The sequence below is a fragment of the Alicyclobacillus hesperidum subsp. aegles genome (assembly GCF_027923525.1).
Lineage (GTDB): Bacteria > Bacillota > Bacilli > Alicyclobacillales > Alicyclobacillaceae > Alicyclobacillus > Alicyclobacillus aegles.
In genome coordinates this window covers 59,036-81,295 of record NZ_BSBJ01000072.1, presented here as the reverse complement: position 1 = coordinate 81,295, position 22,260 = coordinate 59,036, and the positions used below count along the sequence as shown (strand labels likewise).

Here is a 22,260-nt window from a genome sequence, read left to right as displayed (position 1 = left end):
TACCGAAATGGGCGTATTTTCACCGCTGTGCAAGTATGACATAGTGATATGAGTTGGGATTCCACAGCTCTGTGCGGAAGCCTGCCTCCTCTATCTTGGTTGTTAATCTTTCCTTTGCGAGCCGCTCTGCTGTAGGGGGGCCCATTTCCATAGACTGCTTTTCCCACTCGATGACCATCAGCTTCCCCGAGGTGTTCAGCAATCGATGAAATTCCGCCAAGGTCCCATCCAAATCATCGACCTCATGTAGGACAAACGCGCAGAGGATGCGATCCGCCGTGCCGTCGGGCAACGGTATGCGCTCCGCCTGCGCGGTCATCGGCGCTATATTCGTAAGGCCAGCTTCGGCAGCCCGTTTGCTTAACATATCGAGCATCTCTGGCGAAACATCCACCCCATACACAGTGTTACAGATTTGAGCAATTGGGATGGTGAAATATCCCGGGCCACACCCGACATCCGCCACGACATGCGTGGCTTCCAAGTCCAACCGTTCCAGAATCGCGGCCTGTGGCAAAAGCTTCTGCCTCTCTGCTTCCAAAAGCTTGTTCGCATGTTTCGGATGAAATCGGTGTCCCATCGCGCACCTCCACACTTGTGTCAACGACACATCCACAAGGTCACTCACCTCGTGGGCACTATCAGGTAAACCCATCATTAAGCCGCGTCATTGAGCCGCATCGCGAATAGCGTCTTGCAAGGTTGCTTCAATTCGCCGCGCCGTCTCCATTAGTTCGTTGTCCCCGAGAACACCCATAAGCGCGGTTGGCTTGGGCAGCCCGATGAGCGTTTCACCGTTGTGATCGTACACAACGAGTTTGCATGGAAGGAAGTAACCAACTAGCTCGTTGCGAAGCAGCACTTCTTTAGCCTCATGAGGGTTACAAACTTCAAGAATTCGGAACGGCTTCGTGAACTCGACGCCTTTTTCCTGAAGCTTCGATGGAATATCCATCTGCCACAAAACGCCGAAGCCACGCCCTTTTAAGGCTCCTTCGAGCGCCTCAACTGCGTCGTCTACGCTTTTGTGCGTTGCGACATGGAAATGAAAATCCTCCATAGATAACACTCCTTTTTGATAACTGACGCCTGCCATCACCTGCTCTTCATGAGCAAATCGATGGCCTCTTTAATCACTTGTTCAGCCGAGCCACCGCCGTTGAGTTCCTCGCGAATACATTGCTCCATGTTCTCACCTACGACGTACATGATGACCCGGTCCACCGCCGTTCGAATGGCGGTCAATTGGTTGACGACTTCTTTACAACCTTTCTCCTGCTCCATCATGCCAATCACGCCGCGAACTTGGCCCTCAATCCGCTTTAAGCGATTTTTCATTTGATCGTTGTATTGCATCCTAACCCCACCTTACCGCTCTATTCTACCTCTGTTGTGCGTTCGCCATGCTCGACCTTCGGCTTGTGTGTTTACAACCAATGCATGCTACTCAAGTTATCGTACAACATGTATAACGCTACGAGAATCAGCACAACGCCAAATACGGTTTGTAAAATGCGCTTCTGATGGCCCAGCTTCGTCGAGACCCATGATCCGCCTACCCCGCCGATCACGCCGCCGACCACATACAGAAGGAACACCTTCCAAGCCACCAACCCTGAAATTGCGTACGATACCGCGGTTGTAAGCCCAAATGAGCCGACGGACACGAGCGAACTACCGATGGCGTCAATCAGCGCCATACCCGTTGCAAAGACCAGCCCGGGAACAATGAGAAACCCCCCGCCAATTCCGAAAAAGCCTGAGAGTAAACCGGTGGCGCCCCCCATTCCAATCACGCGCCCCATGTTCAGGCGGCCTGAAGTCGCAGCAAACGTATCGCGATCGTCGCGCCTCGTTTGCAGCAAGGTGCGAACAGCAATGATAAGTATCAGTGTGGCAAATAAAAACAGAAGAGCCTTACCGTCCACCGCCTTGCCAATGACTGAACCGATGATAGCCCCGACGGCTCCTGGTATGGCAAACGCGATAGCAGGTCGCCAGCGCACATGCCCACTGCGCCAGTGTGGAATCAGATTGATCCAGGCGTTGACCGCCACAGCCAGAGCCGTCGTGCCAATTACCACGTGCGCATCGTGCACCCTCACAACGTAGAGAAGGAGCGGTACAGCTAAGATAGATCCACCACCACCGATGAGTCCGAGGGTAAATCCAACCACCCCGCCACTCACCACGGCCAAGATGGTTTGCCATAACGCCAGATGAATCATGGTAACCCTCCCTATCGTACATGCGCCGAGAACGCCAGCTTATATACATATACATGCATGGGTATGTGTATGTGCAAAATAAAATGGCGTTCCCGCGCATGTTGCGTCATCAAACATCCATATCAGCCGTGGATTGCACAGCGATTCGGGCCGATTTCCATCTCACTAGCCTCGGCATCGCTTGGGTTTAACTTGCCCATGTTAGTCAAGCGAATTTCCTGATACGCGTTCGGCTGCGGCGGTAAGTTCTCTGTTACGGCCTTGCGAAACTCTGCGTCGTCCTCCAAACGCAACCCGGGATTCACCTGGTACAAATCACCTAATCGGGCAGAGACGCGACCTTCACTGTCCAACTCTGCCTCAGTAGCATAGTGCGCAGGTAGCACCCGCAATTCAGGCGAAAGTTGCCGATACGTCTGATAGAGCGTCTTGCGCAAATCTGGTGCCCAATCACCAGCTTTACCAGCGAGATCGGGCCGACCAATCGATGCAACAAACAAGATGTCGCCCGTCAGGAGATATTGTTGATCGACAATCAAGGACGTGCTGCCAATGGTATGCCCAGGCGAATACACGGGCTTGATTTCGATCACGCTGTGGCCAACGGCAATCGTATTTCCTTCTTCCAAAGGTGTGAACACAAAGGTCGCTTCCGGGGCATCCTTTGGCGGCAGGAAATAGGTTGCACCGACTGCGTCTGCCAAACGACGACCGCCCGAAATGTGGTCCGCGTGCAAGTGTGTGTCGATTGCGTAGCGGATGGCAACGCCCTGTTCCTTGGCAAACTGTACATAGACGTCAGTCATGCGTGCCGGATCGACAATCGCCGCCTCGCCATTGGAGACAATCGCGTAGGATAAGCAGCCTTTACCGACGCGCACAAACTGATAAATGGCCCCACCAGAAGCGAGATCGCCAATTTTAACTGGGTGTAGATACTCGCTCCACGCTTGCATGCCACCGGCGAGATATGCTATGTCGTGAAGGCCTGCTTCCACGAGCTGCTCGGCAACGAATTTGGACGATCCCTCTTTTGCGCAGACGACAAGAATCGGTGCGTCCTTCGGGAGCTTGCCAAGTACGCTGTCCACGCCATCGAGCAGGTCAAAGTAGGGCACGTTGAACGACGTTACACTTTCCCCTTCAATCCGCCAGTCGGCATAGGCATCCTCATTGCGTACATCGAGAATGAAAAGAGGCTCTTTGCGCAAAATCCGTTCGTAGACTTCGGCCGCGCTGGCCGCGCGGAGTTGTTGTGTCATGATTGCTTCACCTCCGATTGTTCGATAGGATCTTGCCACTCCGACATGCCAGGAACGACATTGTGCACGTGGGTAAATCCGTGCTCGGCAAGTATCTGACATGCCGCATCACTGCGGTTACCTGTCCGGCAGACGACGTAGATGTCCTTATCCGCATAAGCCTTTAATTCCCCAAGCATGCCCTCAAGTTGACCAAGCGGTGCCAACTTGGCTCCTGGCACGTGGCCAAACGCATATTCCATCGGTTCGCGGACATCGAGAATGACCGCATCGCTACCCAGTTTACTCGCCAATACATCGTTGCTTACGACATTCGCAAAGGTTGTCTCCGGCTTTTGTTCTTCCGGGATCGCCTTGCGAATGTAGTGATAAAAGACGCCACCCTCTTCAGTGGTCCCTAGAAACTGATGCCCGGTCCGCGTCGCCCAACTCTTTACGTCGGCGACCGATCCAGGATCGGTCGCGACGACTTCGAGCACTTGGCCGGGCGCTATCTCATCGATCGCCTTTTTGGTACGAACAATCGGCATTGGGCAAGACAACCCTTTGCAATCGATGCTTTTATCTACCGTGTACGCGCTCATGGATACGCCCTCCTAGTCTCTTGCTTAGATATGTGTAATTAGAACGTCACCGTCACATCGGCGTCATAGGCGAAGTCAAGGAACGTCACCGCACCACCGACTTCCACGCCATCGACAAAATCGTCTTTCGTCAGGCCCATCACGTCCATCGTCATTTGGCAGCCAATGAGTTTTACGCCACTTTCTTTTGCCATTTCAAGCATTTCTCGAATGGATGGAACGTTGGCCTTTTTGAAGCCTTCCGCCAGATGCTCATGCTCCGGCGTAAACTTGAGCATTTGCTCTGATTGCTTATGAATGATGGCCAAACCGTCAAACGTGAAGAAAATCGCGACTTCGGCTTCTGTAGCAACGCCAGCCATGGCAATATTCAACACTTTATAGGCGCTCTCAATGCCGCCGTTCGACGCGATAATGGCAACTCGTTTCCCCATTTTCATGCCCTCCTGTATTTCGGAAATCTTGCTGAACCCCGGTTACTGCACACGGCCTTTCCAACCGCTCATACCACCCATCAAGTTCCAGACGTTGTCATAGCCTTGACTCGCGAGAAACTTGCAAGCCTTCGTGCTGCGCATACCGCTACGACAGACGACGACCGTTTCGCGAGTTCGATCGATCTCGCTGAATCTCTGTGGCAACTGTCCTAACGGAATGTTGACGGCTCCGGGAATTTTACCGGAGGCCACTTCACTCGGTTCGCGCACATCGATAATTTGTAATTTTTCACCCCGTTTCAACCGTTCTTCAAGGTCAGTCGGGATGATATTACGCACTTTATTCCGCCCAAACACGATGACTCACCCCCCGCGATTTGTGGTTCTAGGCGATGACCGCATTAATTACGGTACGGGGTATAGTATACAAACATCCAAACAAAACGTCAAGTATACCTATGAAGGTATTCTTTAAGTCCATGACATAGAAAAACCTCCACGCGCATGCACACGTGGAGGTTTTGCGTGATGGAACGAAGTGTTGTCTTTAGGACGCTTTCGCCTTCACTTGATGATTGGCACCTACGTTTGATTTTGGCGCCAACACGAAATACACGATCCCCGTCACAATGGGCGCCGCAAATGCCGTCAAATCGGCACCGCCAAACCACGCTGTGGACAATGGGCTGACCCAAAGAGCGCTGTTCGCCGTGAAAAATGTTGCCGCTACACCGATGACGAAGGATACCATAGCTCGCCAATTGATGCCGCCAGTATACCAGTAGGCGGACCCTGGCCCCGATTCAACCAGTGCTTGTGCGTCGTAACGGCCTTTCACCAAGAAGTGATGCACGAGATAAATCGCCGCCCAAGGGCCCATGACCGTAATCATAAGATCCAAGAAGTTTTGGAAGAAGGATACAAAGTTCGTCGAGAAAAACAGAGCATACACACCAATGGCGGTACAAATGATGCCGTCAATCGTCACCGCCCAGTAACGCTTGAGGCGTATGCCCATGGACAAGAAGCTCATACCTGAACTATAGGCATTCAAATAGTTGGCGCAAATATCACCAATGACGACCGCAAGCAGAAACGGAATAGCCGCCCATGCCGGAATGGCTTTTGCAATCGCCATGACCGGATTGCTAGAAAACGCGTTCGGATTGACGAATGTCCCAAGCACGACGCCAAGCCCCATCATCACAAAGCTGGCTACGCCACCGCCCCAGAACGTCGCACCGACGATCCGCCGTGTCGGCGTTTGGACAGGCAAGTAACGAGAGTAGTCGGCGGCAAAGTTCACCCACCCATAAAAGGTACTCGCAAGTCCAATCGAGAGTGCCAGCAAGAATGTTGGAAACGGACCATGAGCCGCCATGTTTTGAATAGGCGGAGCAAATCCCCAATGCACGGACGGCAAGACGGCAAAAACGACGATAACGGCGCAGATGCCAAGTACGAACGCCAGAATACGTTGCATCGTGATCAGCGTTGCGTGGCCTAAAATCGGCACCGTGTACGTCAAAATTAGCGTGATCATGAGCGCAATCACAGTCGGTCCGACACCTGTCGAAGGCAGACCCACGTACTGTGCAAGGCTCAAAATAGCCCAGACCGTCAGAACCATCGTCACGCTCTCCCAGCCAACGGCCGTCAACCAACTAAAGAAGGCTGGCACCTTATTGCCATGCACGCCAAAGGCGGCGCGAGAGATGGTCAACGTCACAGTCCCGGCTTTCGGTCCTGTCCCACACACGATACCTAAAACTGCGAATGAGAACGAACATAAAAGTACAACAATCATGCTTTCCCAAACGTTCAGCCCTAACGAGGTAAACAATTGTCCGGTCACGACGCCGGTGTACGTCAGCACGGCGGCAAACCACACGAAAAACAGTTCTTTCGGCATACCGTGCCGCTTATTTTCAGCGATGATGCCATTGCCTTCCGTTTCAAGATGAAATGCAGCATCGATTTGTGCCTGCTCTACATCTGGCCGTACCTGTGTGGCCATCCCCCATACTCCCCCTTTATCAACATAAAAAAAGACCTCTTTTTGCGAAACGCTTGGATGCTTCGCCAAGAGGCCGTTGATATGGAAGAGTTGGTTGGTGCAACAAGTGGATGAAAGAACAAATCGCTAATGCTCCGTCATTCCACCTGCCATGGCTCTTCACATGACAACGACCTCGTAGGCAAGCGATTCACGGTCGCTTGGTAGAAACTGCCGAGCCATATTCCCGGCATTATACGAGGTCTCATCTACGCATGTACAGTTTACCGATCTCGTTAGACCAGAATCAATGGAATGATCAGCAAAAATAGCGCTTTAACGAGCCAATTCAACACGATTGTTACAAATCCGACGCAATTCTATTCTGCATATTTTTGTGTGCCACACTCAAATACCCAACAAGTAGGACAATGAGAATCGTCGTCACAATACTCACGGCCCCCCTACCGTAGCCCAGCCCGCCGTACGCCTTGTCGACGCCGAACCAGTCCGCAAACGACGCTCCGAGCGGCCTTGTCATGACGTAGGAAAACCAGAAAGCAAACACTTCGTTCAAGCCAAAGAGACGGCGACACACGAATGGTGCGAGAAACAGCACAATAAACATGACGCCCGACGCAAAATAGCCTAAGTGTAGTGTCGTTGCGGTCATGTCGCCGCAGGCGGTGCCCATAGCAAAGGTCGCCAGAACAGCGGCCCAATAGAACATCTCGCGGCGACGCGTATAAATGCTGTGGATCGACAGTGTCCCTTCGACTTTACTCCACGATATAAAAACCGCCGTCAGAATGATTGCGAACGCGATGGTGGACGCATAATACGGCACCCCCAGGACGATATGGATGGCATCTGCGACCATCGTGCCAAAAATGGCGACCATCGTGACGAACAACCAATAGACCCAAGGTACATACTTACGCACCTTAAACTGCAAGACAAGTGCGACCAAGAATCCAAATGCCCCCAGGAAGACAGCAAGATACTGGTTCATATGGTACACCAGATAATCCGATGTCGCTTCGCCCATTGCCGTCGTCAATAACTTGACGACCCAAAAATAGACTGTAATTTCCGGGACCTTCGTCCACTGCGCACGAATCCGGCGGGTGGAGGCGTATCGAACTGCGCTCATTCTCGACTTCCTCTCGCAATGCGCTTTTTCCACATCTCTGGACAGCGCTAGATTGTGACCAAGATGCTCTTTCCATGCGGAAAAGACGAGCGCCATCCGAAAAAAGTTCGCCTTCGCGAAACATCAGCCGTTAGGCGCAATATCATCTGGTAAATCGCCGAATAGCGCCAATACCTCGGTTGCTGTTGCTCGATTGGCTCCGTCACAACTGATCACGCGACGGACTTCGATCCGTTCTTGCGCCGCAGCCGCGTAGGCAGATGAGGTGAATTCGGTGGCATGGTTCGAAATCAGGACAGGAATACCGCGCTGCGACAGTTCTGTCGCCAGGCGAGCAAGGTCTACCTGCGCCTCCCAGGAAAAGCCTCCGGCGGCGTAGCCACGAAAATTAGCTGTGCGTGAGAGTGGAACGTAAGGCGGATCGCAATAGATGACGTCACCTCGTTCGGCGTGTGCCATCACGCTCCGGAAGTCCTCGCAAACAAACGTCGCTTGGGCCGCTTTCTGCGCGAAGTATTGCATCTCCCGCTCAGGGAAGTATGGCTTAGGATACCGGCCAAACGGCACGTTGAAGCGGCCCTTGCGATTATAACGGCACAATCCGTTATAACCATGACGATTTAAATAGACGAACAAGGCTGCCCGGCGAAACATATCGTGAGCAGCGTTGAACTCGGCACGTAGTTCATAATAACGTTCGGGCGTGTTGTTCTCCGGGATAAACATCGATTTGCAATATGCAATGAATTCGTCGCCATGGTCCTGCAAAATTCGATAGAGGGCAATCACGTCGGCGTTGATGTCAGCCAATATGTATTCGGGATAATCTGTGTTGAGGAAAACGGCTCCGGAGCCGACGAAAGGTTCAATCAAGCGACGACCCGCAGGCAGCCGCCGCCTGATGTGCGACAGCAGGCGATACTTGCCGCCAGCCCACTTTAAGAAAGGTTTCATCGCGACCACCTCCCCTTTGCGGGCCGGGATCACCGCCAACCACCTGTTGCAAAAAGGGTTAGACGGCGTGCTATCTTATTCTAAATCGGCCGATCCCCCTCGTCCATACAATACAAATGCACAAATATGAAATTACGGGCGGATCGTCACAGGCGTCTGTAGTGGCACAGTGTGGGCAAGCCAGGTTACATCTTCGTTGTACATGCGGATACAGCCGTGCGACACGAGTTTGCCAATGCTTGCTGGATCGTTGGTACCGTGGATGCCATAGTGCGGTTTCGACAACCCGAGCCAGTACGCACCAAATGGCCCTCCCGGATTGGGCTCCTTGTTGACGATGATATACTCCCCAACCGGGGTCTGCGTTGCAATTTTGCCGATCCCGACAGGAAACGACCGCGTCACTCGATCGCCATCGAGAAGGTACAACCGCCGGTCGGACAAATCAACAATAATACGATATTTGGGCATTGATATTCGCCTCCCTGCACCAAGATATGCAGGCGCCGGGTTCACCCGTAGCTTGGAACGGATGCCAGCAAAGCAAGCGAAACAGCTGGACGGCAGAGAATGGATGGATCAAGAAGCTAAGACTGTGGCACGCAGGGAAAGGGCGTTTCACGACTGCCCGAAGCGAGACTTGAGCCGCTCCAGACAAGTTTCACAAATACACACCCCACACGCAGGCAAGTGCTCGAGAATCTCCTTTGGGAAATGAGCCTTATCGCACCAGCACGTCCCGGGCGGATCGCCTGCCACGTGCCCACATCGATTATCCATCCCGCAAAGCGGACACCGGGTTCCGTCGTTCAAGGGGATCATCTCCTTCGCAAAGGTTACACGCAAGGCCAGTGCCAAATGCCCCTCACTTCACATCAGTATAAACGAGGCGTATCCCGCCTTGACACCCGGATTCCGAGACACGAAACAACTGAACTGTGCTACAATTCGATATACCATGATCTTCGCAGGCTCGCGTCACAACCGTTTTGCGCGCGAGACAAGGAATCGGAATGAGGGAATCTGTATGAACGACGCGCTGCGGCTCAAAGTGGCGGACTTATTGCACGACAACGCCAAACTCAGTATCGATACCATCGCCAAAATGCTGGGGGAAGCACCTGAGGTGATTGCAGAGACCATCGACCGCCTGGAAAAGGATAAAGTTATCCTTCGCTATTCCGCTGTCGTCAACTGGGATAAGCTTGAAACCAATCAAGTGACCGCCGTCATCGACGTGCGCGTACTGCCGCAACGCGAAGTTGGCTTTGACTCCATCGCCAAGAAAATCTATCGATTTGAAGAAGTCAAATCGGTTTCACTCATGTCGGGTGGTTATGATCTGCAAGTCACGGTTGTCGGCCGCGACATTCGCGAAGTATCCCGCTTCGTCTCCGAAAAGCTAGCAACCATTGAAAACGTCACCGCGACGACGACACATTTTCTGCTGAAAACTTATAAGTCGGACGGCGTCATTTTCGACGACACCGATGGAGAAAGGCGACTGATGATCACACCATGAGCAACCTATATGACCGCCTGTCGCCTATCGTCACCAATCTGCCCCCTTCCGGCATCCGCCGTTTTTTTGATCTTGCCAACCAGATGCAGGACGTTATCTCGCTCGGCGTAGGCGAACCGGACTTTGTCACACCATGGCACATCCGCGAAGCTTGCATGTATTCGCTGGAACAGGGCTACACCACATATACATCAAACCGTGGATTGCCGGAGTTGTGCATCGAGATTGCAAAGTACCTGACGAAATATGAGCTGACCTACGATCCGTCGCACGAAATCATGGTCACCGTTGGTGGTAGCGAAGCTATCGATTTGGCCATGCGGACGCTCGTTTGCCCCGGCGACGACGTCCTTATTCCATCGCCCACGTATGTCTCCTACAAACCTTGCGCGTTGCTTGCAGGAGCGCGTGTCGTGGACGTACCGACCTACGCGGAGGATGGATTTCGACTGACGGCCGACGCCTTGGAACGAGCCATCACGCCCCAGAGCAAAGCTCTTGTTCTATGTTTCCCGAACAACCCGACTGGCGCCGTCATGTCGCGCAAAGATTTGCAGGACATTGCCGACGTTGCCGTACGGCACGACCTGTTTGTCATCTCGGATGAAATTTACGCCGAACTGACATACGACGGCGTGCATACCAGCATCGCGGCATTACCGGGCATGCAGGAGCGCACCATTGTGATCAGCGGCATGTCGAAGGCATACGCGATGACCGGCTGGCGGATTGGCTACATCGCGGCGTGCGAGCCGTTGCTATCGGCAATGTTGAAGATTCACCAGTATACGATTATGTGTGCGCCACACATGGCGCAGCGCGCAGCGCTGGAAGCACTGCGCAACGGCGATGACGAGCGAAATAAGATGGTGGAAAGCTATGATAGAAGGCGAAAACTCATCGTCGCGAACCTGAACGACATCGGCTTGCCGTGTCACGAGCCCCGAGGTGCGTTCTACGCGTTTCCAGACATTCGACCAACGGGGCTTTCTTCTGAAGACTTTGCCGAGCGCTTACTCCTGGAGCAAGGCGTTGCAGTAGTACCGGGAAGTGTCTTTGGCGAAACGGGTGAGGGCTTTATCCGATGCTCCTATGCGACATCGGTAGAGTTAATTGAAGAAGCCATGCGACGCATCGGTACCTTTGTTGTAAAGCTGACATCACAGGCGGTTAAATGACATGCTTCAGGGCCAACGCTATGTGAAGTGCGTTGGCCCTGTGTCTCGTGATGCGTACCGCCACTCCTCATACACTCATGTGCACACCTGCCTCTGTGTAGCCTGGTTGCCGGATTAGCCGGACACCGACAAGTCCAACGAGCGAAAACAACGCCGGGATGACAAGGCCATCGTGATATCCTAACACCAGCAGATGTTCGGGAAACAAGCCGAGTACATACCCGAATAAGCTTGGTAACAGGATAGCACTCACAAATCCACCCATATTGGAAAATCCCGATACGACACCGACCATTTCAATTGGGAACGAGTCGCGCACGACAGCGAAAGTGAGCGAACTACCCCCGTTGCCAAAGCCGATAAGCACAAGCAGCACGATGATGGCCCAAAGCGGCGGTTTGTCGCCAATCAGGAACCAGAGGAGCCAACTCAAAAACGTGATCGCATGTACAAACGTGTAAATGCGCTTTGTCATACCGAGTCGCGTGGCAAGCGCACTGGTCACCGGCCCCCCTGCCATGGCGCCGAATAGCCCGCACATCAGAAGGCTACTCGCAGCGGCTCGGGACATGCCAAACACCTGCATGAAATAAGGTACGCCCCACGATCCGATGAAGCCGACATACGTTCCGACGAGGCCAAAATGGCACATGGCCGTAGCCCATGCCTGTCGTGTCGAAAACATACGCCGCAAGGTTGCCATGACATTTTGCTGTGGTCGCAGTCGGGATTCTGCCATAGCAGGGCTAGCGCCAAACATCCGCTTTGGCTTCGCGATCAGCACCACATACAGAAGGACCGCGCAAACCATGATAACCAGCCCTACAACGAGGAATGGTATTCGCCAACCCATAGCTGCTATCCATAGCGCATAAGGAACCGTTGCCGTAAGCGATCCGAGCCCTGCCGCAACACCGATGACCCCGAGCAGGCCAATAAACTCCTTTGCCTGAAACCATTGATTGACGACCGCCACGAAGTTGACGAAAATCGTGGCGTCACCCATACCAACCAGAAAACGTGAGCCCATCAACATATATTCGTTTCCCGAAACACTATACAGCAACGTGCCGAGACCATCGAGCAAGGCACCCACAACGAGAAAGCGATTGGGGCCGAATCGATCCGACAGTAGCCCCACAGGAATTTGCAACAGAGCGTACGAAAGAAACTGCAAACTGCCCATAAGACCAATCGCAGCCGCAGAAATATGAAATGTGTGCATTAGTTGGTTGGTAATGAGGCCAGGCGCCGTACGTTGGCTGACAATCAGATAGTAAGCCAAGAGAACAGCGAAAAAGACCGCCCAGCGGTAACGACTGTCTTGCCTATTCAACGCTCCACTCCCCCAGAAAAAAGAGAAGCAGTGCAACCACTGCCCCTTCTGAACCCATTGTATTTAGCCTTTATATATGATTATAGCGGTTTTTCACCATTGCGGCATACTGTTTATCCGCGTGGTTTCAACATACCTTTGTCAATTAGGTGTAGGCTAGTGTTCTAATACGACTGTTCAGAACCTTAATAAGTGAACAATTTATGCGTAGGGGTTCATTCGCATGATCATGGCCGCTTCCACACAACTAGGGAAAGTGAGCTTCTTCAAGGCCCACAGACATTCTTTCGGTCAGAGTTGACAAGGGCGCTTGATGGGGTTATCTGTAATTCCATCGTGCTGTCTACACAATCACCCTATTTAATGCAGCAATGCATAGGAGGTAGACAAATTATGAAGGCATTATGTAGTGCACTCGTTGCCCTCTCCATCTTGGCCTTGGCTGGATGTGGAACCGATGCACTTAACACAACAAACCGTCCTGCCGCAAATGTCAGCAAGGTGATGTCGTCTACAAAGGCCATGACGTATAAAACGTACACCAATCCGCGTTTTGGCTTTTCCGTTGAATATCCTGCAGGTTGGCGTGTTGGTCCACGCCCTACAGACGGCGATGGACGATGGTTCACAACTCCCTCTGGCGTCGAGTCGTTTGACAATGGGTACGGCTCAACGGTGCCTAAAACCGATGTCATTTTACAAGCGGTGGGGACTATCAACACCGTATCGGGAAGCGGAAACGGCTATAACTTCGCACAAATGGTCGACCTATTCAAGAAGAACCTACAAGATGAACACAACCAACCCGGATTCATTTCCGAGAGCTATTCTGTTGTCCCGAATCGATGGATTGTCGTAAACTTGATCACCAAGGTCGGAACCAGTGGAATCCAGTATAGTAAAACGTATGTAAGTTTACATACAAACCAGACGATCACGATGACATTCCCAACAAACAAGCGGACACTCTATCTCCCCATTTGGGACTACGTTTCACAGAAGTTTCAACCTGGAAACAAACCAGGTTGATATGCCTCGATGCTCATGTCTGACTGCAAACCGGTGCAATGCAACTTTTTTGTGAAGCCGGAAACCCTATATACACCAACATGAATGACTTGGAGGTGCAACCAACATGCCCTTAATCCCGTATGACCCGTTTGCCATCATGAGGCGTGACCTTGGTTCATTCCCTCGTCTGTTCGACGACGATTGGTTTGACAATCACTTTTCAAATATGCCGCGGATACGTTGTGATGTACGCGAAACGCATGACGAGGTCATTGTCACGGCTGACATTCCTGGTCTGGAAAAGAAAGAAGATGTAACAATTACCGTTCATGACAACCACCTTCACCTTAGCGGCAAAATTGAACGGATGGATGAACAAAAGGACGAAAATGTGCATCGAATGGAGCGCTACTTCGGCCAATTCTCGCGAACTGTGCCACTACCCACAGCCGTCGATGACACAGGTGCGAAAGCGTCGTACCGAAATGGAGTGCTAGAAGTCAGAATTCCGAAGAGCCAACGGCAAACTGGTCGGCAGATTGATGTAGACTTTCATTGAAGCCATAAACACATGCCCCCGCAGTTCCGGGGGCATGTGCCTGTAACCAAACTTTTCATATAAAATGTCATGAAGTCGATCTCTATACAGATCAAGAATTTGACTTCATGGTACTAATGTCGATCACGAATCGGTATCGCACGTCTGATGCCAACACCCGTTCCCAAGCTTCGTCGATTTGATCAGCTGAGATCACCTCAATCTCGGGAACCACCCCGTGCTCCGCGCAGAAATCCAACATCTCCTGCGTCTCACGAATCCCTCCAATGGCAGAACCCGCAAACGATCGCCGGTGTAGAATCAGAGGAAATACATTAATAGGCAATGTAAGTCAAACTGCGCATTATTACGCGAAGGTAAGCAAACTGTTACCTAAACCTCGAGGATAAAGAAGGAGGTCTTTCGCAACATTGGACAGGCGGATCGCCAGATCGAGGAAGGCCATGAAACAGGCGTTACTCGAATTGATGGAAGAAAAGCATTTTGATCAAATTACGGTGCAGGACATTGCGGACCGAGCCAATATTAGCCGCAAGACGTTTTATCTGCATTACGTCGATAAGTTTGACCTGCTGGATCACGTCATTGAGGAATCTATCGAGGAACTTCGGACATTTAGCGAGAGCGTATGTGAACTGGATTGGCTGCCTGCAACGGAAATGTGCTTTCAGTATTTAGAGAATCACTACTCGTTTTTCGCGATGATGCTTACAAGCAAGGGAGCCCCATACTTTCGGGCTCGCTTTTTCGCCTTTGAATTTGAAGCCTTTCAGGAGGAACTGCGCCGCACGGCGGGTGAGCGCCGCGATGCTCTTCAGGACGTCCTGATTCCGTTTGTCGTGCATGCATATGTTGGCGTGGTCGAGTGGTGGTTGGCACACAACATGCCGTATCCACCAAAGGTGATGGTACAGCACGTGGGAACGCTACTGCAGACGCTATATGAGGCGCCCATTCTGCCTCATGCAGATGTCCATGGATGAGTGTTCTCGTTGTGAAAGGGTCTGCATGATTGCTTCCCCCGGCCGGATCGATCCGTCGAAAACGATATAGCATAGCCCTGGTCGCCTCAATAAAATGGGGTTTCTGCCTGCCTTTGTGCAGCCCCCTGGCAGCGGCGGATGCAGCATGCCGGGCTATTTGGCTTGATGATACGGCGGTCTACGCCATTCATGTTCCGCATATCGGACAAACCCATATCTTGCCACGGAATATAAGACAACATATAATGCTCTCAAAACAAATTAGTTGGAGCCAGAAAGGTGAATCCGATGGATAACCTCCCAACAAACGCGCAGGAGATGCAAGTACGCTCCTACGTTACCACGCGGGAACTCGTCGGCATGTGCACCGTGTTCGTGCTGTTGGTTATCGCATTGTATGTGACCTCGAACGCTCTCGACAACATCACACCCACCTCCGCGAAATGGTTTTGGCTGGACGTGCCTCCGCTTTGCACTTGCGTGGTGCTCTCTATCTTCTTCTGGACGATGCAGCGGCGGGCAAACGAGCGTTTCCAAGCCATTCTGCAGAATCAACGCAAGCTTCACGTACTTCAGGGGCCGCACCAGGGAACCTGGACCGTTATCCGTTCACCGAGGTCTGCTGGGGCCCCCGAGGTCATGGTTGCAATCCTCTTGGTTTTCCTACTTGGACTCGCCTTCTTTGCAGTCGGCATCATCGGTTTACTGCACGCTCACAACGCGCAAAGAATCGCAGAACATGTCCAATATTGTCTCATGGCGTGGTTCCCCGGAGCTGCGCTTTGGTTCCAATGGCCGTATGTGTCCAGGCGGTTTGACTACGTGGTGGACTTGCGGCGCGGTGCAGAACGGATGAGCGTCCTATTTCAAGAGAAGCCTGACACACGCAATCAACACCAAAGATGCAACGATAATAAGCATCGATTCTAAAATCAGTGTTATCCCGCTTGTGATTTTATCTGCGTGTAACAAAAGCCCAACAAGCACATCGGACTGGCTAATAATGTGATGGTCAAAGATAAGAAATGCAAACGTTTACCTTCCCCTTTAATACCCTTCATACTTCACCCTTTGCCCATGAATGCTATGCCCTTAATCAGAAGCTATTCATATTTGGAAGTTCTCTGTCGCTTGCAAAACTCAATCCACGCAAAAGAAATCAAATTTCCGATTATGACAACGATCAGCATCTCGTGACCAGTCAAACAGACAACCCTTCTCGTTCATAAATACTCAACAACTCAAATGGTTTTTTGTTTTCCTCCAAAAATCTTCAGTGAAATTGTATTGGGATATATACGGAATAAATCAATGCCTGCAATACAGCGTAAACTACAAGTCTTGACCACGGCAAAGCAGTCTCCTGATTGCGCCGAAATGGCATTACAAGCGACAGAACTCTTTTGAAGGTTCGTTTTCCCCACAAAAACGCGGCATTGATACAGAGAGCTCCGTCTAAAAACCACGCAAGGACTTGGACAATGTGAAGCCAAAGAGAAACCTGTATGTGGTGAAAAGCCCAAGTTCCAAGCGGAATTTCTGCGAGACATAGGACTCCCGCCAACCCATTTAGGAGCAAAAATGCTTTATCTGCAGGACGAAATACCGAGTGCTTCATCTGAGATACAACTTCTTTTATATGATTACCGACCATAAAACGAATTCCTGTAAAAACATTGGCTCCACTGAACATGTGAATTCTTCCTTATCCTTTTTATATAGTCAGTTTTGAGCATGAACAGGTATATGAGCGTCCTGATCTACTGATAAAGTCGGTAATCGGCTCAAAAAAGTTCATGTGGGGAGAACAAATTTCTATCATCCGTTCCCCCTAATTATCCGTAGTCTGTCTTATCTCGCTACATTCTTCCGATGGCGCATTTTAAGGGCAACGACCACACCAATAACGATGGCGACAACGATAATGCCTGGAACGAGATACTGATGGAGGACTTGGTGATACTTACTCCACTCGATACCCATATATCTCCCAAGGATAATAAACACAGCCGCCCAGACAAATGCGCTTACAGCATTATAGAGGGAGAACACTGCAAAGTTCATCTTATTAACACCTGCCAGATACGGTATCAAAACGCGGATACCTGCGATAAATTTCCCGATAATAACAATCCAACTTTGATGTCGATGGAACATGTGGTTCGCTTTGTCCAACCGCTCATTGGTAATCCCTACATACTTTCCGAATCGGACAATGACGGGTCTTCCCAGCAATCGTCCAATCCAAAAAGCTATCGTAGATCCCACAATGTTCCCCAAACCAGCCGCAAGCAACAAAGGGATCAATTTAAAGGCACCATTAGACCATTCAAAACCTGAGATCGTTAATGTCGTCTCGGCGGGAAACGGAATACCCACCATTTCAAGAAGCAAAATGAAAAATACACCGAAATATCCGTAGTGTTGTAGCATTTGATGGGTATGGATGTGCATATTGCCACTCCTTAACTAAGCTTTTACACGTATGGACTTCTTTCCAATAAAAAAGTTCATTTCATGATGACTTCCTTGTAGATTCGGGTGTCCATTAGGTTGTTATAACCTAAATGGTAGGAGTGAATGCATTGATTCACGCGGCATTAGTCAATCCTTTCGACACCACGGTATATCACTTGATTAACGGACTTGCGGGGCACAATTCCATATTCGATCATCTCATGATCTTCTTTGCTAAAGATGCTCTTGAAATTTACGCCATATTGTTTATTATCGCCTGGTTCGCTCTTCCAAAGCGAGACATTGAACATCGCCACGCTCTTATCATGGCTGGTTTATCAGGCATTGTGGCACTTATCATTAACGTCATCATTTCAAATGTATGGTTCCGTCCTCGCCCATTTACTGTTTTCTCAAAGGGAAGTTTCACGCAACTCATACCACACAGCCATGACGCATCATTTCCAAGTGACCACACATCAGGGAGCTTTGGCTTTGCCGCAGGATCTTGGGGACACAATACGAAGTGGATCAGTCGAACGTTTACGACTCTCGCGATTATCGTGATGTTTGCACGAGTATACGTAGGTGTACACTATCCCACGGATGTCATCGGTGGTATGGTTGTCGGTATCATTTCAGCAAAGGTAACGTGGGAATTCTCCAAGTTCGTTCTTCCGATATCCACCTTTGCCGCAAAACTGTTCAAGTACGGTCCTTCCGCAAAGGTCGGAAAGCACACGCGCTCAAACACCAGGTCGATGTAAAAAGCAGGGATTAGGACAAGTCCGTCGATATCGGGGATTCACGAAGCGATTTGAACTGAGTCGCTCCCGTGAATGCTTCAAACGGTATTCCTTCGAGAATGTAGGTGGTTCGGTTAACGTACAAGGTCATTCAAACTCCAACACTCCGCCAAAGCTTTGGTCTCTGCATTTTGCAATAATGATAAAAAAGTTCGGTAGATCCGCATAAACACATACACCTCCATGTTCCAAACAATGCGTCACGAGTTCCTTTACCCCTCTCTTCCTCTTCCTCCATGAATGCTATGCTCGTAAGACGATCAGGAGAATTGCCGCGCTCAGTGCAATCACCGCGCTGTACCCAAATGCAACGGCGGCTCCAAACGCTTGCCATAGGTAGCCTGGTATGACGCTTGCCGGCAATGCCGCCAAGCCAGTCAGCGCATTGAATGTTCCTATTGATGTACCGCGTTCTCCTTGTCTCGCTAAGTCACCGATATGCGCCTTTTGAACTCCCTCGGTTGCCGCATAATAAAGTCCGTAAATGATAAATAGCACCCAAATCCATATCTCTTGATGGGCAAAGCCAAATCCAAGATAAATCAAGCCAAAAATGATGTACCCTCCAATAAGCACACTGCGCCGTCCAATCCGATCAGACAGTGATCCGATGGGCACTGATGCAAGACTGTATGTCATGTTAAACACGAAGTACATCAGGGGAATGAGCGTAACGGCAATGCCAACAGTTTGGGCTTTCAGTATCAAAAATGCGTCGGACGAGTTCCCGATGGCAAATAAGGTAGCAATGAGTGTAAAACGCACTAACCGAGCATCTAGCCCACGAAACGAAATCTTGGGCAGTGATGTGCTAGACTTCTCCAACTTGGCTTTATGTGGTTCTTTGAGGAACGCCAAAATCACGACAATGGCGATAATTCCAGGAATAGCGGAGAGCCAAAATACAGTCCGATACCCACCTCGGTGAATCAGCAGAATGATGAAAGTCAGAAGCGGTCCCAAAGCTCCTCCAAACGTATCCATGGCACGGTGAAAACCGAACGCCTTGCCACGCTCGGCTGAAGTGGTTGCGTCCGCGATCAGCGCATCCCTTGGTGCGCCTCGCACCCCTTTTCCAACACGCTCAACAAACCGAAGAACAAACACTTGTCCCCATGAACTGCTGACTGCAAAAAATGGCTTTACGATATTTGAGATGCCATATCCCGCAACCATCAGCCATTTTCGGCTTCCAATTCGATCCGATATCCAACCTGAAAACAATTTTAGTACACTCGCAATACTTGCGGCGAATCCTTCTATGAGACCGACATTGCCTACATGAGAATGAAGTACGGATACCAGAAACAACGGTAAGAGCGGGACGATCATTTGACTCGACAAATCCGTAAACAAGCTGACCAGCCCTGTGATGTAAATCACTGGATTGCGTTTCAGAAACCGAAACGTGTCAAACCTCTCCTTCAAAAATCGATAGCATGCAAACGCGACAATGACCTCGAAGCCCCAACGATGACGCCTCCAAATATGTCGCTTGGGGATATGCCCCCTGGCATTTCCAGCGGCGACTCATTAAAGTATATCACGCGCAAACCAATTTATTGATTCCCCTCTGCGCGATCAGGTATTTTCGTGGCGTTTTGTACCCGTCAAATCAATTTCTTCCCTCGCCATCTCCCGCCTCAACCCCCGTTCACCCCCCGCCCATCACTCTCAGGCATCAAAAAACACGGGCGAATCCAGGCTCCTCACCCGAATCCACCCGTGCTGTAGGGAACGACGTATTTCACGCAGAGTACAACTCATTTTGCGCGGGGAAGAACTTCAATTTGCAAACACAAATGACCCCACCCGAATCAAAGGCCTTATTCTACCGTGACGCTTTTGGCGAGGTTCCGCGGTTTATCGACGTCATTACCGCGAGCCACCGCTGCGTAATAGGCCAACAACTGAAGCGGAATGACTGCTGCCATCGGTGCCAACGCAGGCAATGTCTTCGGGAGGTAAATGACTTCATCCACCGCCTTCTCCAAGTCCTCGTTGCCCACCCAAGTCAAGGCCAAAACGAACGCACCGCGGGCCTTGACCTCGACAATGTTGCTCACTGTCTTCTCGTACAGATCCGGCTGCATCGCGATCGCGACGACTGGCACGCCATCGGTGATGAGGGCGAGCGTGCCGTGTTTTAATTCACCCGCGGCATAGGCCTCGGCGTGGATGTACGAGATCTCTTTCAGCTTCAAAGCACCTTCAAGCGATACCGCATAGTCAATGCCACGGCCAATGAAGAACGTGTCGTGCGCATGTGCATAGCGCTGCGCAAACGACTCAATTTGCGGCGCCGTATCAAGCACCGCTTCCACGACCTGCGGAAGGTTGTCAAGTGCTTCAATCATTTCGTGCGCCACTGTTTCGTCAATTTGTCCGCGCACCTGTCCAAAGTGCACAGCAAGCAAGTATAGCGCCGCAAGCTGTGTCGTGTATGCCTTGGTTGACGCAACCGCGATTTCCGGCCCGGCCCACGTGACGATCACGCTGTCCGCTTCGCGCGCCGCCGAGCTACCCACGACGTTCGTGATGGCCAATACGCGCAATCCGCGCTTCTTCATCTCGCGCATCGCCGCAAGCGTGTCAGCCGTCTCACCCGACTGCGTGATCGCAATAATCAGCGTGTTCTCCGTTGCAATTGGATCCGCATAGCGATATTCAGATGCGATCTCGACATCGACCGGAATCCGCGCAAACTGCTCGATGGCTACCTTGCCGACGAGGCCAGCATGCCACGACGTACCGCAGGCAACGATGTGAATCCGGTCAATATTGCGGATTTGCTCCTCGTCGAGCCCAATTTCAGATAGCGTCACCCGGTTTAGATCATCGGAGACGCGGCCGCGCAACGTGTCGCGGACAGCCTTTGGTTGTTCGTGGATTTCCTTGAGCATGAAGTGCGGATAACCCCCGCGCTCTGCGCTCACTGCGTCCCAAGTGACGCGATAGACCTCTTTGCTGACAGGTTCACCATTCAGTGTAAAGCACTCGACACCGTCGCGCCGCAGGATGGCCATTTCGCCATCTTCCATCACGTAAATGTCACGCGTGTATTCGAGAATCGCTGGAATGTCGGAGGCAACAAAGTTTTCCTTGTCGCCAAGCCCAATAATCATCGGGCTGGCCTTGCGGATCGCAATCATCTCGTCAGGGTGATCTTTTGCGATCACGACGAGCGCGTAGGCGCCGCGAATACGTTTGCCGACAGCGATCATCGTCTGAAACAAATCGCCATTGTACATTTCTTCAATCAGGTGTGCCACGACTTCCGTGTCCGTTTCAGAGCGAAATTCGTGACCAGCCGCTACTAATTCATCCCGTAAGGACAGGTAGTTTTCAACGATACCATTGTGCACAATCGCGAACCTGCCGCTACAGTCCTGGTGCGGATGTGCGTTTTCGTCCGAAGGTTTGCCATGCGTCGCCCAGCGCGTATGGCCAATGGCCGCCTGGCCATCGACAGGGCTGTCTGCGAGCTTCGCTTCAAGATTCGCGAGCCGCCCAACAGACTTCACGACCTTGATGTTGCCGTGGTCGATGGCCGCAATCCCCGCAGAATCATATCCGCGATACTCGAGCTTCGCCAATCCGCCGACGACGACATCCTTAACATTCCTCGGGCCGATATAGCCGACAATCCCACACATGAATAGTCATATCCTCCTTAGCCGATCTGCTCACCCTTGTCGCATCGGTCGCCCGATGGTTTTCAGGCTTTGCTTGCGGCGTGATCGGAAAACGCCGGGAGGCACCCGCCGAATGCTTCGCCAACCTCCTCCGCGTCA

General features: G+C 51.4%; 25 protein-coding genes, 1 pseudogene and 1 riboswitch. Of the genes and pseudogenes, 7 read left to right on the top strand and 19 right to left on the bottom strand.

The features are described from left to right. Window positions 1-19: 19 nt before the first annotated feature. The 13 genes from QMF38_RS13840 to QMF38_RS13780 all read right to left on the bottom strand — a co-directional run bounded on the left by QMF38_RS13840 (window position 20) and on the right by QMF38_RS13780 (window position 9,436). Window positions 20-580: a class I SAM-dependent methyltransferase gene (locus QMF38_RS13840; RefSeq protein WP_309298706.1), complete on the bottom strand. Its 561-nt coding sequence runs from the start codon at window positions 578-580 to the stop codon at window positions 20-22. Between the two features lie 87 nt (window positions 581-667). Beyond that, window positions 668-1,060 (bottom strand): DUF302 domain-containing protein, encoded by a 393-nt coding sequence (locus tag QMF38_RS13835; RefSeq protein WP_281759766.1) that lies wholly within the window; start codon window positions 1,058-1,060, stop codon window positions 668-670. 35 nt (window positions 1,061-1,095) lie between these two features. Further along, entirely contained in the window at window positions 1,096-1,356 is a 261-nt protein-coding gene (locus QMF38_RS13830) for a metal-sensitive transcriptional regulator (RefSeq protein ID WP_006446971.1), read from the bottom strand. A 71-nt stretch (window positions 1,357-1,427) separates the two neighbouring features. Then, the gene (locus tag QMF38_RS13825) at window positions 1,428-2,228 is read right to left on the bottom strand and encodes a sulfite exporter TauE/SafE family protein (RefSeq protein ID WP_281759765.1); all 801 of its coding nucleotides are present in this window, start codon (window positions 2,226-2,228) and stop codon (window positions 1,428-1,430) included. Between the two features lie 122 nt (window positions 2,229-2,350). Continuing rightward, the gene (locus QMF38_RS13820; RefSeq protein WP_281759764.1) at window positions 2,351-3,490 is read right to left on the bottom strand and encodes an MBL fold metallo-hydrolase; all 1,140 of its coding nucleotides are present in this window, start codon (window positions 3,488-3,490) and stop codon (window positions 2,351-2,353) included. Next, window positions 3,487-4,074, bottom strand: coding sequence for a sulfurtransferase TusA family protein (locus QMF38_RS13815; protein WP_281759763.1), 588 nt, complete (start codon window positions 4,072-4,074; stop codon window positions 3,487-3,489). The genes QMF38_RS13820 and QMF38_RS13815 overlap by 4 nt, the downstream gene beginning before the upstream one ends. Before the next feature lie 38 nt (window positions 4,075-4,112). Next, the gene (locus QMF38_RS13810) at window positions 4,113-4,508 is read right to left on the bottom strand and encodes a DsrE/DsrF/DrsH-like family protein (protein ID WP_281759762.1); all 396 of its coding nucleotides are present in this window, start codon (window positions 4,506-4,508) and stop codon (window positions 4,113-4,115) included. Between the two features lie 42 nt (window positions 4,509-4,550). Then, entirely contained in the window at window positions 4,551-4,868 is a 318-nt protein-coding gene (locus tag QMF38_RS13805; RefSeq protein ID WP_232302325.1) for a rhodanese-like domain-containing protein, read from the bottom strand. Between the two features lie 190 nt (window positions 4,869-5,058). Continuing rightward, the gene (locus tag QMF38_RS13800) at window positions 5,059-6,528 is read right to left on the bottom strand and encodes a purine-cytosine permease family protein (RefSeq protein ID WP_281759761.1); all 1,470 of its coding nucleotides are present in this window, start codon (window positions 6,526-6,528) and stop codon (window positions 5,059-5,061) included. Between the two features lie 158 nt (window positions 6,529-6,686). After that, window positions 6,687-6,788, bottom strand: a riboswitch (purine riboswitch). Window positions 6,789-6,868: 80 nt separating this feature from the next. Continuing rightward, window positions 6,869-7,660: a COG4705 family protein gene (locus QMF38_RS13795; protein ID WP_281759760.1), complete on the bottom strand. Its 792-nt coding sequence runs from the start codon at window positions 7,658-7,660 to the stop codon at window positions 6,869-6,871. 123 nt (window positions 7,661-7,783) lie between these two features. Beyond that, the gene (locus QMF38_RS13790; RefSeq protein ID WP_281759759.1) at window positions 7,784-8,614 is read right to left on the bottom strand and encodes a Dam family site-specific DNA-(adenine-N6)-methyltransferase; all 831 of its coding nucleotides are present in this window, start codon (window positions 8,612-8,614) and stop codon (window positions 7,784-7,786) included. A gap of 132 nt (window positions 8,615-8,746) precedes the next feature. Beyond that, complete coding sequence (locus QMF38_RS13785) at window positions 8,747-9,085, bottom strand: L,D-transpeptidase (RefSeq protein ID WP_058095170.1); 339 nt, start codon at window positions 9,083-9,085, stop codon at window positions 8,747-8,749. Window positions 9,086-9,232: 147 nt separating this feature from the next. Continuing rightward, a complete protein-coding gene (locus QMF38_RS13780) occupies window positions 9,233-9,436 on the bottom strand; it encodes a cysteine-rich CWC family protein (protein ID WP_281759869.1) in 204 nt (67 codons plus the stop codon). 205 nt (window positions 9,437-9,641) lie between these two features. Here QMF38_RS13780 and QMF38_RS13775 point away from each other — a divergent pair, with 205 nt between their 5' ends. Both QMF38_RS13775 and QMF38_RS13770 read left to right on the top strand, forming a co-directional pair. Next, window positions 9,642-10,136, top strand: coding sequence for an Lrp/AsnC family transcriptional regulator (locus tag QMF38_RS13775; protein WP_281759758.1), 495 nt, complete (start codon window positions 9,642-9,644; stop codon window positions 10,134-10,136). Then, on the top strand, window positions 10,133-11,314 hold the full coding sequence (locus QMF38_RS13770) for an aminotransferase class I/II-fold pyridoxal phosphate-dependent enzyme (RefSeq protein WP_281759757.1): 1,182 nt from the start codon (window positions 10,133-10,135) through the stop codon (window positions 11,312-11,314). Before QMF38_RS13775 ends, QMF38_RS13770 begins: the two co-directional genes overlap by 4 nt. 67 nt (window positions 11,315-11,381) lie before the next feature. On the opposite strand, the gene QMF38_RS13765 is transcribed toward QMF38_RS13770, so the two are convergent. After that, window positions 11,382-12,650: an MFS transporter gene (locus QMF38_RS13765; protein WP_281759756.1), complete on the bottom strand. Its 1,269-nt coding sequence runs from the start codon at window positions 12,648-12,650 to the stop codon at window positions 11,382-11,384. A 393-nt stretch (window positions 12,651-13,043) separates the two neighbouring features. Between QMF38_RS13765 and QMF38_RS13760 the strand changes: the two genes are divergently transcribed. Beyond that, complete coding sequence (locus tag QMF38_RS13760; protein ID WP_281759755.1) at window positions 13,044-13,679, top strand: hypothetical protein; 636 nt, start codon at window positions 13,044-13,046, stop codon at window positions 13,677-13,679. 106 nt (window positions 13,680-13,785) lie between these two features. Beyond that, on the top strand, window positions 13,786-14,220 hold the full coding sequence (locus QMF38_RS13755) for an Hsp20/alpha crystallin family protein (RefSeq protein WP_281759754.1): 435 nt from the start codon (window positions 13,786-13,788) through the stop codon (window positions 14,218-14,220). 91 nt (window positions 14,221-14,311) lie between these two features. Here the strand turns inward: QMF38_RS13755 and QMF38_RS13750 are convergent. Next, a pseudogene (locus QMF38_RS13750) lies at window positions 14,312-14,545 on the bottom strand (alcohol dehydrogenase); the annotation flags it as partial. A 118-nt stretch (window positions 14,546-14,663) separates the two neighbouring features. Here QMF38_RS13750 and QMF38_RS13745 point away from each other — a divergent pair. Next, window positions 14,664-15,203 carry a TetR/AcrR family transcriptional regulator gene (locus QMF38_RS13745; RefSeq protein ID WP_281759753.1) on the top strand — a complete coding sequence of 180 codons (540 nt, stop codon included), beginning with the start codon at window positions 14,664-14,666 and terminating at the stop codon, window positions 15,201-15,203. 279 nt (window positions 15,204-15,482) lie between these two features. Further along, complete coding sequence (locus tag QMF38_RS13740; RefSeq protein WP_281759752.1) at window positions 15,483-16,133, top strand: hypothetical protein; 651 nt, start codon at window positions 15,483-15,485, stop codon at window positions 16,131-16,133. 343 nt (window positions 16,134-16,476) lie between these two features. Here QMF38_RS13740 and QMF38_RS13735 read toward each other — a convergent pair whose 3' ends face one another. Both QMF38_RS13735 and QMF38_RS13730 read right to left on the bottom strand, forming a co-directional pair. Beyond that, complete coding sequence (locus QMF38_RS13735; RefSeq protein WP_281759751.1) at window positions 16,477-16,896, bottom strand: hypothetical protein; 420 nt, start codon at window positions 16,894-16,896, stop codon at window positions 16,477-16,479. Window positions 16,897-17,054: 158 nt separating this feature from the next. Further along, window positions 17,055-17,657 carry a DedA family protein gene (locus tag QMF38_RS13730; protein WP_281759750.1) on the bottom strand — a complete coding sequence of 201 codons (603 nt, stop codon included), beginning with the start codon at window positions 17,655-17,657 and terminating at the stop codon, window positions 17,055-17,057. Window positions 17,658-17,788: 131 nt separating this feature from the next. Between QMF38_RS13730 and QMF38_RS13725 the strand changes: the two genes are divergently transcribed. Further along, a complete protein-coding gene (locus QMF38_RS13725; RefSeq protein ID WP_390854706.1) occupies window positions 17,789-18,427 on the top strand; it encodes an undecaprenyl-diphosphatase in 639 nt (212 codons plus the stop codon). Between the two features lie 282 nt (window positions 18,428-18,709). Here the strand turns inward: QMF38_RS13725 and QMF38_RS13720 are convergent, their stop codons facing one another. After that, complete coding sequence (locus QMF38_RS13720; protein ID WP_281759749.1) at window positions 18,710-19,894, bottom strand: MFS transporter; 1,185 nt, start codon at window positions 19,892-19,894, stop codon at window positions 18,710-18,712. A 398-nt stretch (window positions 19,895-20,292) separates the two neighbouring features. Continuing rightward, window positions 20,293-22,122: a glutamine--fructose-6-phosphate transaminase (isomerizing) gene (gene glmS / locus QMF38_RS13715; protein ID WP_281759748.1), complete on the bottom strand. Its 1,830-nt coding sequence runs from the start codon at window positions 22,120-22,122 to the stop codon at window positions 20,293-20,295. Window positions 22,123-22,260: the final 138 nt, after the last annotated feature.

Excerpts from the sequence above, each read along its gene's own strand:
- QMF38_RS13840 (WP_309298706.1), bottom strand. The coding sequence starts at position 580 with ATGGGACACCGATTTCATCCGAAACATGCGAACAAGCTTTTGGAAGCA.
- QMF38_RS13835 (WP_281759766.1), bottom strand. The coding sequence starts at position 1,060 with ATGGAGGATTTTCATTTCCATGTCGCAACGCACAAAAGCGTAGACGAC.
- QMF38_RS13830 (WP_006446971.1), bottom strand. The coding sequence starts at position 1,356 with ATGCAATACAACGATCAAATGAAAAATCGCTTAAAGCGGATTGAGGGC.
- QMF38_RS13825 (WP_281759765.1), bottom strand. The coding sequence starts at position 2,228 with ATGATTCATCTGGCGTTATGGCAAACCATCTTGGCCGTGGTGAGTGGC.
- QMF38_RS13820 (WP_281759764.1), bottom strand. The coding sequence starts at position 3,490 with ATGACACAACAACTCCGCGCGGCCAGCGCGGCCGAAGTCTACGAACGG.
- QMF38_RS13815 (WP_281759763.1), bottom strand. The coding sequence starts at position 4,074 with ATGAGCGCGTACACGGTAGATAAAAGCATCGATTGCAAAGGGTTGTCT.
- QMF38_RS13810 (WP_281759762.1), bottom strand. The coding sequence starts at position 4,508 with ATGGGGAAACGAGTTGCCATTATCGCGTCGAACGGCGGCATTGAGAGC.
- QMF38_RS13800 (WP_281759761.1), bottom strand. The coding sequence starts at position 6,528 with ATGGCCACACAGGTACGGCCAGATGTAGAGCAGGCACAAATCGATGCT.
- QMF38_RS13795 (WP_281759760.1), bottom strand. The coding sequence starts at position 7,660 with ATGAGCGCAGTTCGATACGCCTCCACCCGCCGGATTCGTGCGCAGTGG.
- QMF38_RS13790 (WP_281759759.1), bottom strand. The coding sequence starts at position 8,614 with ATGAAACCTTTCTTAAAGTGGGCTGGCGGCAAGTATCGCCTGCTGTCG.
- QMF38_RS13785 (WP_058095170.1), bottom strand. The coding sequence starts at position 9,085 with ATGCCCAAATATCGTATTATTGTTGATTTGTCCGACCGGCGGTTGTAC.
- QMF38_RS13780 (WP_281759869.1), bottom strand. The coding sequence starts at position 9,436 with ATGATCCCCTTGAACGACGGAACCCGGTGTCCGCTTTGCGGGATGGAT.
- QMF38_RS13775 (WP_281759758.1), top strand. The coding sequence starts at position 9,642 with ATGAACGACGCGCTGCGGCTCAAAGTGGCGGACTTATTGCACGACAAC.
- QMF38_RS13770 (WP_281759757.1), top strand. The coding sequence starts at position 10,133 with ATGAGCAACCTATATGACCGCCTGTCGCCTATCGTCACCAATCTGCCC.
- QMF38_RS13760 (WP_281759755.1), top strand. The coding sequence starts at position 13,044 with ATGAAGGCATTATGTAGTGCACTCGTTGCCCTCTCCATCTTGGCCTTG.
- QMF38_RS13755 (WP_281759754.1), top strand. The coding sequence starts at position 13,786 with ATGCCCTTAATCCCGTATGACCCGTTTGCCATCATGAGGCGTGACCTT.
- QMF38_RS13745 (WP_281759753.1), top strand. The coding sequence starts at position 14,664 with ATGAAACAGGCGTTACTCGAATTGATGGAAGAAAAGCATTTTGATCAA.
- QMF38_RS13735 (WP_281759751.1), bottom strand. The coding sequence starts at position 16,896 with ATGTTCAGTGGAGCCAATGTTTTTACAGGAATTCGTTTTATGGTCGGT.
- QMF38_RS13730 (WP_281759750.1), bottom strand. The coding sequence starts at position 17,657 with ATGCACATCCATACCCATCAAATGCTACAACACTACGGATATTTCGGT.
- glmS (WP_281759748.1), bottom strand. The coding sequence starts at position 22,122 with ATGTGTGGGATTGTCGGCTATATCGGCCCGAGGAATGTTAAGGATGTC.